Here is a 13,278-nt window from a genome sequence, read left to right on the forward strand (position 1 = left end):
CTATGACCATTCTTAAAAATACGCTTACCGCCGCGGCGCTTTGCTCGGCCCTGACTGCTGCTGCTCAGAACGATTATCAGAAATCCGTAACGGCTTCTTACAAGGGCAATATTTTCAAGCCCGGCCAAGTAGACGCCACGGATGCCCGCGTGGCGCAGCTGAAAGCGCCCGCGGGCTTCGCCGTTACCAAGTTTGCCGACAAGCTCGAAAAGCCCCGCATGCTGGTGGTAGCACCCAATGGCGACGTGTACGTGAGCAACCGCGACAAAGGTACCGTCACGCTGTTGCGCGACACTAACAAAGACGGCAAGGCCGACGTCACCAAGCAGGTAGCCCAGCGCGAACACCTGCACGGACTGGCTATGAAAGACGGCAAGCTCTACATTGCCGCAGTGCGCGAAGTGTACGCCGCCGATGTGAAGTCTGACGGTACCTTAAGCGAGCTAAAAACGCTCTACAAAGACCTGCCCGACGCGGGCCAGCACCCCAACCGCACACTCAACTTTGGGCCCGATGGTAAGCTGTATCTGTCGGTGGGCAGCACCTGCAACGCCTGCGACGAGCCCAACAAGGAAAACGCCACCTTGCTAGAAATCAAGCCCGACGGCTCTGGCCGGCGCGTGGTGGCCAAGGGCCTGCGCAATACCATCGGCTTCGGCTGGCACCCCACCACCAAAGTGCTCTACGGCTTCGACCACGGCATCGATTGGCTCGGCGACGAAGACCAGCGCGAGGAGCTAAACGAGATAAAAGAAGGCGCCGACTACGGCTGGCCTTTCGTGTTTGCCGATGGCAAAGCCAACCCCGCTGACGAGCCACCGGGTGGCATCACGCACGAGCAGTACGCGGCCAAAACTGAGAAACCCAAGTTGCTCTACACGGCTCACTCGGCCCCGCTGGGCATGATTTTCAACACTGGGGGGCAATTTCCCAAAGAATACCAGAACGACGCCTTCGTGACCATGCATGGCTCCTGGAACCGCGCCGAGCCCAGCGGCTACAAAATCGTGCGCGTGCACTTCAACGACCAGGGCCAACCCGAGAAGTTCGAGGACTTTGTGACGGGCTGGCTGGTAAATAACAATAAGGAGCAATTCGGCCGCGTCTGCGGTATCGCTCAGCACGCCGACGGCTCCCTGCTTGTGTCCGACGACGCCAACGGGGTTATATACCGCGTGGCCTACGCTGGAGCTGCGCCGGGGGGCAAACCTGCGAAGAAAACCCAGACGGGACGTTAATAGCAAGCAAAGTTCACTCAAACGTCGAAGCCGCCGAACAGCGGCAGAGCGGTCGGAGTATCCTGACCATTCTGCCGTCGTTCGGCGGCTTCGACGTTTCTGCTCTTACTTAAGCTTCTCGACGGGCGTTTTGCTGGTCATGATACCGGCGGGCAGGGTTTGGGCGGCGGCAATGTTTTCAAGACCACCAGGTTTTGTTGCTTCGGAGCGCCCGGCGGCCAGCATGAGTTGACCGTGCTTGGCGTACTCGTTCCAGCGGCGGCGAAAGGCGGGCTTTTCATCAGTATATTTAGGAAAGTAAGCCCATTCTTCTACTAGGTTGGTGGCGCGGTTTACCAGCACTTCGTAGCGATTTTCGGGTGTTACACCCACGTTCTTGAAGGTCATTTGCAGGATGTCGGCTGCGGCGCCGTCCATAGTTTTTCCTTCGCCTTTGTAGGTGAGCGTCACGCCGGAGTCTTTGAGCTTGAAGGGCATTACGAGCCAATAGGAGTTATTAATCCAGATGGGCGTGAGCCGGTCGAGGACTTTTTGGCCAGCGGGTGTGGCCGAAATATCCTGGCCACGGCTGTACACTTCGCCTTTCTTGGTGTTCAGGTTGTAGTTGGCTACTAGCGTGTCTCTTTCCCAATGGAAATCGCCGGTGTACTTGTCCCAAATCTGATATTGCCCCCCAAAGAAGCTCCAGGCCAGAAAGCGGGTGTTACGCCAGGCATCGTAGCCGCCCATGGCGTTCATCACCTTGTCGGCAATGGCGATGGCCTTCGGATCGGAGCCGGCTTGGTCGAAGCCTTCGGCGGCAGGATAAGAGCCTTTCTTCACTTTCGCTTGTTGAGCCTGAGCCGGGCCTGCCAGCAACAGACCACTGAAAACGGCAGCTGCGGCCAAGCGCAGAAATTGAGAAAACGGTCGCATAGGAAAGCAGATAAGAGGGGGAGGCCGCCGAGCGCGGCTATGCTGCAAGATACAGCCAAGTTTCCTCCTTTAGCACAGGGCTGAAAGTGCAGAAGGTGCGCATGCAGACCTGATCATATCACAAGGCCGTCATGCAGAGCGCAGCGAAGCATCTCGCGTGTTTAGTAGGATTAGTAATCTCACATCAGCCCGCGAGATACTTCGCTGCGCTCTGCATGACGACCTTAATTCTTTAAACGGCCCACTAGCATAACTCATCACTAAATGAGTGGCTTTTGTAGCTTTGAACTTCTATGGCCGCTCTCCCACCCGACTTGCGTAAAGCTCTCCTCAATCTGCCTCAAAAGGAGAAAGATCAGCTACTCGCCCGCCTCGTGAGCCAGGACGCCGTACTGACCGAACAGCTAGCCTTCCGCCTACTCGAAGGCCTAGAAGCCTTGGAAGACCGCCGCACGTTTCTGCGCACCCAGATAGACGACCCTGTGCGCGGCTACCATCAAACGCCCAACGACTTGCTGGTGATTGTGCGCCAACTACAAGCGCGCATTGCCTACCACGCCAAAATCACGGGCGACATCTTCGGGGAGGTAGAGTTGACGGTGCGCTTGTTGAACAATGTATTTGAGCACCAACCGGCAGCTGTAGCGCGCCTGCACGGCCCAACCCAACCCCTGCTTCAACACCTAGCACGGCGGGCCCAGGAGGCGTTGCGTCAAGCCGAAAAACTTCACCCCGACTATCACCTGGAGCTGGCTAAGGACATCAACACACTGCTGAAGGGCCTCTGGGCGTCAGGAGCCGCGCCCTTGGCCCGCGAACTGGGGCTACCGCCGCACTGGGGGGCTTTTTAACGCTTGGCCAAAACCGGAATAAGAGGATCGCTAATTCACCTAGCTACCAAGGAGGGAATATTTTCGCAAAGCGAAAATTGGGGTGGTAATTAGCGTTACTGGCCTTGGCGGGCATCTTTTATTTGGCAATAACAGTACACAGGAACAGCTCAACCTATCTGTTTCTTTTGGTCGGTCCGCGTGGGCCGCCGCTTCTGCTGTACTCCTATGTCCTATACTCCCAAACCCGAAAATATGCGCGTGCCTAACCACCTCTCCGAAGCCGAATTACAACAAGCCTTGGATGAGTTGGATAGCAAAATCAAAACGCTGCAAAACCGCGCCCACGCCACTACTGCCAGCTCCCATCATACCTACCACGAGCACGTAGCGGCACTAGAAGTCAAGCGCGCCAAGCTAGCTGAAATGCTCGGTCGCGATACTGACAACTCGAATCGTGCCCCCAGCACTTGGGACGAAATCCGCCGCGGCATCGACACGCTGCGCGACGACCTGCGCAACCTCATCTAAGCTTCTATTTATGAGAAACCCCTTCCCGCTGGCTGCCCTGGCCGTCGCCCTTTTTCTGCTGCCGGCCTGTACCGCCCAGGAAAGTTACCAGAATGCCAAGAGTTGCGCCGAAGTCGAGATTGGCATGAGCCAGGACCAGGTGCGCCGCCTTATGGGCGAGCCTACCGGCCGCGACACCACTTCGGGGCCCGGTCAAGTATGGTCTTACCTTTTTGGCAGCGCCACCGACACTACTCCGATCCGCATCGAATTTGGCGATGATGGAAAGGTCAAAGCCAAGCAGTGCGCTCCCCAAGCCTCCGGCTCTGAGCGCCCCACGGGCAACTAAGTTTTCAGTTAACAATTACCAGTTAGTAATTACCAGTCGGCCTACACGGAAAGCCACAGCCGCCTCCTAAAAAAGCCCCCCTGAAATATTTCAGAGGGCTTTTTTATGCGTCACAGCTATTGTTAAATGCTAATTAATAACTGTAAACTGATCATTGCTAACTGTTAAATGAAATCCGTTTAGCCGGTTTAAAAGCCATTGGCCCGGCGCAGTTACCGTTCGCTAAAATTCTGTTTCTGGGGGGCAAATTCACGACTAGGTTTGAGTCAGTTATTCACCTCTAAACCCTCAGCCGTGACCCAGTTTTCCTCCTTTCGTCAGTATTGTTACTCCCTCGTGCTGCTCTTGCTGCTGTGCTTTTGCCTGCCCGTGCTGCTGAGCGCCACCGATAACCCCACCGCTCATCCTTCCTTCTCGGTAAAAGTAACCGGCAAAGGCAAGCCCATGCTGCTGATTCCCGGCCTCACCTGCCCCGGCGCCGTGTGGGACGAAACGGTGGCCCGCTACCAGAAACAATACCAGTGCCACGTAATATCAATGGCTGGATTTGGAAGCCAACCGGCCCAGCCCAGCACCCCCGACCACCTGCTCCAGACCGTGCGCGACGAGCTGCTCACCTACATCAAAACCCAGAAGCTAAATCGGCCCGTGGTAGTGGGACACAGCCTGGGGGGCTTTTTGGGTCTTTGGATGAGCACCACCGCTCCCGAAGCCATCGGTCCACTAGTAATTATCGATTCGCTGCCCTTTCTTTCCGCCATTCAAAACCCGGCCATGACCGCCGAAATGGCGAAGCCCATGGCCGAAGGCATGCGCCAGCAGATGAAAGGCAAAATGCCTATCGCCGCGCAGCGCCAAATGGTAGCTAGCCTAATGACGGACACGGCTCGCATCAGCCAGGCCACGCGCTGGGGCCAAGATTCCGATGTTCCCACCGTTGCCCAGGCTATGTATGATATGTACACCACCGACTTGCGCGCCGACCTGGTTCGCATTCAGCAGCCTACGCTGGTACTTGGTGCCTGGGCCGCGTACAAAGCGTACGGCTCGACCAAGGAAAGCACTCGCGCCATTTTCGCCCAGCAATACACCAAGCTGCCCCAGCACCAAATCGAAATGTCGGAGGCCGGCAAGCACTTTCTGATGTGGGACGACACCGCGTGGTTTTTCGCCCAGACCGATGCATTTTTGAAGCAACATGCAGTAGCTAAAAAATAACGCTTTTCCTCCCCCGTGTGCTCCAACTTACTGGGAGCTGCGGGGGAGAAAGTCACCTTCTATATCTGCGCAAACGCACCCAATATTCAGTTCCCCATGCTACCCGAAAAAGACTTTAATGCCTTGCGACTGGAATTATCGGTGAAGGCCAAAAACGGTATCGACTTTATTGTGGCCGCCAGCATTCTTTGGTCGGTTATTACGGTAGTTTGGATGCAGCCAAATACGCCGGGCCAGAACAGTTTATTCACCTTTATGATCAGCGGGGCAATGCTGCCGTTGGCTTGGGCTTTTTCGAAAGTATTTAGCACCACTTGGACAATAAAAAGCAACCCGCTACAACCCTTGGGTTTATGGCTAAACTTTGCTCAGCTATTTTATTTCCCGTTTTTGATATTCGTGTACATCAAAGAACCCCAATACTTTATCATGACCTACGGGATTATTACTGGGGCGCATTTCTTTCCCTACGCGTGGTTTTATAATGTAAAAGCCTACGCCATTATAGCAGGCATTATCTCGTTCGGCAGTATGCTAATCGGCTTGAATACGACTCCCGAGAATGTGTATTTGATTCCGCTTTTTATTGTCGTTTCGCTTGTACTATTGAGCGTTACAATTTCTATCTCTTATAGAAGAAATACGGCCGTCTATAATAGTCTCTCTGTACCAACAAATTCTGTAGCACAAGGGCAGTTTGCTTAACCTTAAAGGCGGTCATGCAGGGCAGCGCGAAGCATCTCGCGTGCTGACGCAGGATTAGCAATCTTATTACCGCGAGCGAGATGCTTCGCTGTGCTCTGCATGACGCCCTGTCTGCTATTATTACAGCTTAGTCACACTCACTGAGCAGCATAATTTTTCTGTAGCCAACCATTTTCTCATGGCCATTTCCATCTCCCGTCGCCGCCTTTACTGGACCTTGCAAGTGGTTTGCTGGGGGATATTTATGGCTTTGGGAATGCTCATCATTGTTCTCACTGGGCAAAAGGTTACGGCCAGTTTACTTGCTACGCAGGTGTTTATGATGGGGCTGTACATTGCTACGACCCACGGTGTACGCTTTCTTATTCGCCGCAATGGCTGGCTGAAACTATCAGTGCCGAAAGTGCTGATTCGGCTGCTGCCGCTTAATTTGACGCTGGCGTTTCTGACGCAGTGCGTGGTAGCACTTATCATGATGTTTGTGCTGCGCGTGTTCACCGTGCAGGAATACCGCTGGACGTATCTGCTGCTCTACACCCTGAACATGAATTTCGTGTTCTCGCTCTGGACCGGCTTATACTTCGGCCTGCACTACCTCGACAACTATAAGCAAGCCGACATTGATAAATGGAAGTTAACGGCCGCCGTGCGCGAGGCCGAAATGCGCACGCTCAAAGCCCAGATCAACCCGCACTTTATTTTCAATGGTCTGAACAACATTCGGGCGCTGGTGATGGAAGATCCGCTGCGCGCCCGCCAAATGATTACGCATCTGTCGGACTTGCTGCGCTACTCCATTCAGCTCAACAGCACCGAGCAGGTGACGCTGGCCCGCGAAATGGAAATTGTGGCGCATTACTTGGAGCTGGAAGCCGTGCAGTTGGAGGAGCGCTTGCACTACAATTTAGATGTTGACCCGGCCGCTCTCGACGTACTCATCCCGCCCATGACCTTGCAGCTACTGGTAGAAAACAGCATCAAGCACGGCATTGCGCCCCGGCCCGCTGGGGGGCAAATTTCGCTTAGTGCTCACCTTGATACTGCCCACGATTGCTTGGTCGTGACGGTGCGCAACACGGGTCGCTACCAGCCCACACCCGGCCACCAAGGCGTAGGTTTGCGCAACGTGCGCGAGCGGCTCGAGCTTTTATTTGGCCCCGCAGCCCACCTCGACCTAGGCAACGCCACTGACGCTCCTGATACAGTAGTGGCGCATTTACGCTTGCCCGTCAATGCTACGCAGGCCGCGCTGTCGGCTTGAGTAAGCAGCGAAAACCCACCCAGCAGCGCTCAACCACGATTAATGAACGCCCTCCTCGTAGACGACTCCCGCCTAGCCCGCACTGAGCTGCGCCACCTGCTGCAAGCCTTCCCCGACGTAGCCGTAGTGGGCGAAGCCAAGAACGCCGCCGAGGCCCGCACCCAGATTCAATCTCTCAACCCCGATCTGCTGTTTCTGGACATTCACATGCCCGGGGGCAGCGGCTTCGAGTTGCTGGAATCATTGGAAATTGCCCCCCAGGTCATCTTCACCACCGCCTACGACGAGTACGCCCTGCGCGCTTTCGAGGTAAATGCCCTAGATTATCTGCTCAAGCCGGTGCAGGAAAACCGCCTCGCCGCCGCCCTGGACAAAGCGCGCACGCAGAGCCTAACGCCGCCCACTCCTGCCCCCACCGAGCCCGCCGCCACGCCTCTCACCGCCCACGACCAGGTATTTGTGAAAGACGGCGAGCGGTGCTGGTTTGTGCGCCTCTCCGACATCAAGCTCTTCGAAATCAACGGCAGCTACACCCAAATTTACTTCAACGACTGCCGCCCCCTCATCCCACGCACCCTCCAGCACCTCGAAACCCGCCTCGATCCTAAGGTTTTCTTCCGAGTTAATCGACAGCAGATCATCAACCTGAAGTGGATTGACACGATTGAGCCCTGGTTTAGCAACACGCTCAAAATCAAGCTGAAAGACGGGCCCGAGGTAGAAGTTTCGCGCCAGCAGTCGGTGCGGTTTCGTGAGGTGATGAGTTTGTGAGGCCCCGCCAGAACAAAAAAGCGCCTGCTCTCCATACCTCAGGAGAGCAGGCGCTTTTAAGCACTTAAAGCTTGACTAAACAGCCGCTTGCGCTGGCTCGCGGAAGCCGACCCACGTAAATCGCTTGATCACAAACTCAGGGTTCGTAAAGGAAGCGTTACCAGCCGGATTGCCGCCCGTCACGTGGAAATCGGAGAAGCCGGCGTTTTGGTTTACATAAATCCCCCCCGTGAGGTTGAAGCTCACCGGCGTGCCGGCCAGGCTCATCTCGTCCATGATTTGCTCCTTGATTACCTGGTCGGTGGTGTAAGCGCCGCAACTGATAGCGCCGTGCTCCCGCGCCAGTTGGGCCGCCAGGCGGATGCTTTCCTGGGTGTCTTTGGTCTTGATAACCAGCATAATTGGCCCAAACAGCTCCTGGCTGTACTGCTCCACCTGGCTCGACTGCACTTCGTAGATGCTCGGCGAGCAGGTGCGGGCGTTCTGGAAGGTGGGGTTGTTCACGGTGCCGTGGGCCAGAATGCTGCGGCCGCCGTTCAGGGCCATCTGCTCCACCCGCTCCTGAGTAGCGGGGTTTTGAATAGCACCTAGCACGTGCGGACCGGCTTTGGGGTTGGTAGCCAAGCCCGTAACAGCGCCGGCCAGCTTTTGCACTACATCCTCGTAGGGCACTTGCTCGCCATTCACGGTTACGCCGTTTTCAGGAATGAAGAAGTTTTGTGGGGCTGTGCACATCTGACCCGAGTACAGACTTACCGAGAAAGCCAGATTTTGGGCTACTTTGTCGAGGTCGTCGCAGGAGTCGAGAATGATGCTGTTGACGCCGGTTTTTTCAGTGAATACGGTCTTGCCTTTCAGGCTTTCCACGTAGTCGCCAAACTGGGTGCCGCCGGTGTAGTCAATGAGCTTCACGGCGGGATTTTCGCAAAGGTCCTTGGTGATGAGGCGGTCTTCGGCATCCACGGCCAGCTGGCAGATGTTTGGGTCCAGACCGTTTTCGGCCAGCACTTTCTGTACTTCGGCTACCACGATGGCGATAGGCAATACCGCTTTAGGGTGAGGCTTGATGACAACGGGGTTACCGGTTACCAGGGAGGCGAACATGCCTGGCACCGTGTTCCAGGTGGGGAAGGTCGCGCAGCCGATAACCAGCGCCACGCCTTTGGGCACGGCGCGCCAGGTTTTTTGCAGGGTGATATTGTACTTTCCCATAGGCTTTTCCCAGGTCGTTTCCTCGGGGAAGCGGGTTTGCTCCTCGTAGCCAGCGGCAATGGCTTCCAAGGCACGGTCGGCGGCGTGGGGGCCGCTGGCTTGGAAGGACATCATGTAGGCCTGCCCGGTGGTGTGCATGGTGGCGTAAGCAATTTCAAAAAAGCGTTCCTTGATGCCGTCGAGGGTTTCGGTGAGCAAGGCCGCGCGCTGGGCGGGCTTCACTTTGCGCCACTCGCTGAAGGCTTTCTCGGCGCGCTCTACCAGGGTCTGGGGGGCAAAATACGGGTACTTAATGCCCAAAGACTGCTGCTCGTAGGGCGACTCCTCCTGACCAACCCACGCCTCGGGCTCGCCTTGCAGCAGCTCGGTATAGTGCTGATTGCGACGAGCAGCGAAGGCTTCGCGGCCGAGGCGGTCGGCATCGGGGCCATAGATCTCGGGCGAAGGGTTTTCGGGAAAATGAGCAAAGAACGTACGACCGTGCAGTGCTTTGATGGCCGTATCGAGGGTAGACTGATGTTTTTGGGTGGTTTCGGTCATTGTCGAATCAAAAAAGGAACGTAGCTTGTTGAATATGCTGGGTGAGGCGTTTCTCCGAAAAGTGAAAGCACGGCATGAAAAGTGTTTTGCTTCACGGAGCCTAAATTTACGGAATCCGCCCCGAACAGCCCCTATTGCTTCCTGTGTATGCAGCAACCCCTACTCGCTTTTCTCTTTGTATTAAATATGAGTCTGGGGCTGGCGCAGAGCGTGCGGGCCCAGACAGGGCCTCAAGCCGCTTCGCAGCCCGGTACGCTGGTTTTTAAGCTAAAGCCAACGGCTTCGGGTGAAGGGCAACAGCCCAAAATTGCCCCCCAGCTCGACGGTGTGCTGCGCACATTGGCCGCCACCAAGGTGGAGCAGAAATTTCCTCACTCCTTGGCTCCCAGTGTCTACCAACCGGGCTCGGTAGATTTGCGGCGTGTGTACCAAGTCTGGTTTCCGTCTTCTACATCACTGCATAAAGCGCGCTTTGCTCTGCTCCAAACAGGAACACTAGAGTACGTAGAGCCCGTATATGAGCGCGAACTGCTGCGCCAGCCCAACGACCCCTTAGCCGACTCCACCCGCGTCGGTGGTCAGTATTACCTGAAAACTATTCAAGCCTACCGAGCCTGGGACATCACCCAAGGCGACACCAGCATGGTAATCGGAGTGCTGGATACAGGCATGCTGTTTTCCCACGAAGACATGCAGGGCCAGATAAAGTACAACTACGCCGATCCCGTCGATGGCATTGACAATGACAAAGATGGCTACGTAGATAACTTTCGCGGGTGGGACTTTGCTGATGATGACAACGACCCCGCCATCCGACCCACGTTTGACCACGGCCTGATGGTCGCTGGCTGCTCGTCGGCCAGTCCAGATAATGAAAAGGGCATTGCGGGCGTGGGCTACCGATGCAAAGTATTACCTATTAAAGTATTTTCTAATCGTCCCGGCCGGCCGTTTGGCGGGGGCTTTGAGGCCATTGTGTATGCAGCCGATCACGGCTGCCGCATAATCAATGTATCCTGGGGCTCAGCGGGCGGCAAGTCGCAATACGAGCAGGACGTGATCAACTACGCGGCCATCAACCGCGACGCGGTAGTAGTAGCCGCCGCGGGCAATGAGAGTCGAGATGTAGACTATTACCCCGCCAGCTACGACAACGTGATATCAGTGGCAGCCCTGACGGCCGCGGACACCCAGGATGCTACGTACAGCAATCACGTGACGCTTTCGGCGCCGGGCGTGGATATTCTGAGTACTTGGCACCCTAATGACAACTCCTACGCGGCCGTGCGCGGCTCTTCTTTTGCTGCGCCTATTGTGGCCGGAGCGGCGGCGTTGGTGCGGGTGCGCTTTCCGCAGTATACGGCCGCGCAAGTAGCCGCGCAGCTTCGGCAAACCACCGACGACATTTATCAGCTGCTGGCCAATACGCCTTTGCGGGGCAAGCTAGGCACCGGCCGCCTCAATGTGCACCGGGCAGTAGCGCTCACTGACCGCCGCCAAGTGCGGGTAGTTGCTAGCCAATTTGCCCCCCAACGCACTTTCTTTCGCCCTAGCGAAGCAGTGAGCCTTACCGCTGAACTTCAAAATCAGCTACTGGTAGTATCGGGGCTGACGGTTACGCTCACGTCACTTTCGCCTTACCTGAGCGTGCAGCGCGGGTCGTATACAGTGGGGTCAATGCCTACTTTGGGCCGGGCTTCTACTGCCTCCTCCCCTTTTCTGCTAACGGTAGCGGCCAATGTTCCGGCTAATACCAAAGCGCTACTGCGCTACAACTTTACCAGTGCCGATGGCTACACCGATGAGCAGCTGCTGGAAGTATTTTTAAACCCCGATTACGTAGTGCTCGACGCTGGAAATCTGCATGTTTCGCTTAATAGCCGGAGCAATCTGGGCTACGACGATGCGTACTCCAGCTTGGGCCAGGGCGTCAGGTATAAGGAAGGACCCAATTTGCTGGCGGAGGGAGGCTTGCTGGTAGGTACCTCGGCTACGCGCGTAGCCGACCGACTGCACAACGACCAGCTCAACGGCGGACGGTGGCGCATCGATAATGACTTTGAGGCCTTAACTCAGGTTGCGCTACGGGCCCGGCCCGTGCGGGCCACTCAAGAAGCCGAGGCCAACTTCCGCAATTTGCCCCCCAGCGGCGAAACGGCGGCTACCGCAGTCGGTGTACGGGTGCGGCAAAAAGCAGCGGCTTGGGCCGAGGCTCCGCACCGTGACTACGTGCTCTTGGAATGTCAGCTTACTAACATTACCCCCGACACCCTGAAAACGCTTCACGCGGGCATATACCTTGACTGGGACTTGCCGCCGGCGAACAGTCAAAATGTGGCTGAGTGGGATGAGGCAGGCAGTTTCGGCTACGTGCGGGCGCTGGATGCGGCCTCGCAGTACGCGGGCATAAAACACCTAAGCGGCGGCAATCCCACCTATTATGCCATTGATAATCTGCTAAGCAATGGGGCCGAGGTCACAACAAGTAATGGCTTTAGTACGGCTGAAAAATTTGCGGTGCTTAGCAGTGGCAACACGCAGCGCACGGCCGGTGCCCCTGCAGGCACCGACGTATCGCAGGTAGCGGGTGCCAGCCTGAAGGCCCTTGCCCCCGGCGACTCCGTGACGGTGGCTTTCGCTCTGTTGGGGGGCAATTCGCTGGCAGATATACGTACGGCGGCCGCTTCAGCGCAGGACCGTTATCGGGCATTGGTGTTGCCTACTCGCACCGCAGTAGCCGCCGCGGCTTGGCAGGTGTACCCAAACCCAACTACCGGTCGGCTACGGGTCGAAGTTCCTACTACTTTCGGAGCCCAGACGTTGGTGGTTCGCAATGCCCTGGGCCAAGTACTGTTAACGCGTACGCTCTCTCCCACTGCTGCCGTCACCGACCTCGACTTAGCTGCTTGTCCTGCTGGGCTGTACGTGGTGCAAGTCAGTGGACTGGGGGGCATTCTACAACAGCGTGTATTGGTACAGCGCTAAGTAAGCTGAGATGAATTCCCTATTCTGAATTAAAGATTTTACTCGAATAGCACAAAAAACGGCGGGCACCTTAACCTGAATGCAGGATAAGGTGCCCGCCGTTTTTTGTGCATAAATAAGTTGTAGTCATCACCACCAATCAGATGAAGATTTGCCTAAAAGTTAGCATGCTATTAAGAAGTTACTAGAAAAAGGTAAGCCTCTGACTTTGAGCATATATGTCCACAACTTACCAAACCCCCCTGATCTAGCTTCGGTAGTGGTGAGCTTCACTACTTCAGACTTAGCAGAGGTAGTGTTGTGCTAGCTAAAAATCAGTGCTTTGATACAGAACGAGTTGGAGTATATAATATCCGAAAAAGAAAACTTCTGATAACCGCAGACGTAAAGCACTGACGCACAGCATATAGCAGAGCTGTCATATAGTGAATTACCGTTTTATCATCCCTCTCACAACCAAACCTAATTTTATGAAGAAGATCGTTGTAATGGTTGCCGTCGTGGCAGCCAGCATGGCTACTGCCAAAGCTCAAAGTACATCTGGCTCCACTACTTCTGGTGGTAGCACTTCAGGCTCTACCTCGGGTAGCACGTCTGGCTCTACTGCTGGTAGCACTAGCGGCAGCACCTCGGGTTCGGGTGGTGGCTCTACTTCGGGTACTACTAGCGCTTCCGGTTCAAGCCGCACTACTACTGGTTCTTCTTCCGGCAGCACGAGCGGTACTTCCACAGCGGGCCGTACAG

At 55.8% G+C, this 13,278-nt stretch carries 12 protein-coding genes; 9 read left to right on the forward strand and 3 right to left on the reverse strand.

What is annotated here, in order from left to right; genetic code table 11:
* Positions 1-2: 2 nt before the first annotated feature.
* Complete coding sequence (locus tag ACW9KT_RS13000; protein WP_457081027.1) at positions 3-1,238, forward strand: PQQ-dependent sugar dehydrogenase; 1,236 nt, start codon at positions 3-5, stop codon at positions 1,236-1,238.
* A gap of 105 nt (positions 1,239-1,343) precedes the next feature.
* Here ACW9KT_RS13000 and ACW9KT_RS13005 read toward each other — a convergent pair whose 3' ends face one another.
* A complete protein-coding gene (locus tag ACW9KT_RS13005) occupies positions 1,344-2,153 on the reverse strand; it encodes a hypothetical protein (RefSeq protein ID WP_457081029.1) in 810 nt (269 codons plus the stop codon).
* 293 nt (positions 2,154-2,446) lie between these two features.
* Here ACW9KT_RS13005 and ACW9KT_RS13010 point away from each other — a divergent pair, with 293 nt between their 5' ends.
* The 7 genes from ACW9KT_RS13010 (at position 2,447) to ACW9KT_RS13040 (ending at position 7,797) form a co-directional block, all read left to right on the forward strand.
* Positions 2,447-3,004, forward strand: coding sequence for a hypothetical protein (locus ACW9KT_RS13010; RefSeq protein ID WP_457081031.1), 558 nt, complete (start codon positions 2,447-2,449; stop codon positions 3,002-3,004).
* A 207-nt stretch (positions 3,005-3,211) separates the two neighbouring features.
* Positions 3,212-3,514: a sll1863 family stress response protein gene (locus ACW9KT_RS13015; RefSeq protein WP_457081033.1), complete on the forward strand. Its 303-nt coding sequence runs from the start codon at positions 3,212-3,214 to the stop codon at positions 3,512-3,514.
* A gap of 10 nt (positions 3,515-3,524) precedes the next feature.
* The gene (gene bamE, locus ACW9KT_RS13020; RefSeq protein ID WP_457081035.1) at positions 3,525-3,842 is read left to right on the forward strand and encodes an outer membrane protein assembly factor BamE domain-containing protein; all 318 of its coding nucleotides are present in this window, start codon (positions 3,525-3,527) and stop codon (positions 3,840-3,842) included.
* A 294-nt stretch (positions 3,843-4,136) separates the two neighbouring features.
* Entirely contained in the window at positions 4,137-5,060 is a 924-nt protein-coding gene (locus ACW9KT_RS13025; protein WP_457081037.1) for an alpha/beta fold hydrolase, read from the forward strand.
* 96 nt (positions 5,061-5,156) lie between these two features.
* Complete coding sequence (locus ACW9KT_RS13030; RefSeq protein ID WP_457081039.1) at positions 5,157-5,765, forward strand: DUF7010 family protein; 609 nt, start codon at positions 5,157-5,159, stop codon at positions 5,763-5,765.
* Positions 5,766-5,943: 178 nt separating this feature from the next.
* On the forward strand, positions 5,944-7,026 hold the full coding sequence (locus tag ACW9KT_RS13035; protein ID WP_457081041.1) for a sensor histidine kinase: 1,083 nt from the start codon (positions 5,944-5,946) through the stop codon (positions 7,024-7,026).
* 42 nt (positions 7,027-7,068) lie between these two features.
* Positions 7,069-7,797 (forward strand): LytR/AlgR family response regulator transcription factor, encoded by a 729-nt coding sequence (locus tag ACW9KT_RS13040; protein ID WP_457081043.1) that lies wholly within the window; start codon positions 7,069-7,071, stop codon positions 7,795-7,797.
* 75 nt (positions 7,798-7,872) lie between these two features.
* Here the strand turns inward: ACW9KT_RS13040 and paaN are convergent, their stop codons facing one another.
* Positions 7,873-9,549, reverse strand: coding sequence for a phenylacetic acid degradation protein PaaN (paaN, locus tag ACW9KT_RS13045; protein WP_457081045.1), 1,677 nt, complete (start codon positions 9,547-9,549; stop codon positions 7,873-7,875).
* 147 nt (positions 9,550-9,696) lie between these two features.
* Here paaN and ACW9KT_RS13050 point away from each other — a divergent pair, with 147 nt between their 5' ends.
* The gene (locus tag ACW9KT_RS13050; RefSeq protein WP_457081047.1) at positions 9,697-12,534 is read left to right on the forward strand and encodes a S8 family peptidase; all 2,838 of its coding nucleotides are present in this window, start codon (positions 9,697-9,699) and stop codon (positions 12,532-12,534) included.
* Positions 12,535-13,063: 529 nt separating this feature from the next.
* Here ACW9KT_RS13050 and ACW9KT_RS13055 read toward each other — a convergent pair.
* Complete coding sequence (locus tag ACW9KT_RS13055) at positions 13,064-13,264, reverse strand: hypothetical protein (protein WP_457081049.1); 201 nt, start codon at positions 13,262-13,264, stop codon at positions 13,064-13,066.
* Positions 13,265-13,278: the final 14 nt, after the last annotated feature.

Source organism: Hymenobacter sp. HD11105, from assembly GCF_054051685.1.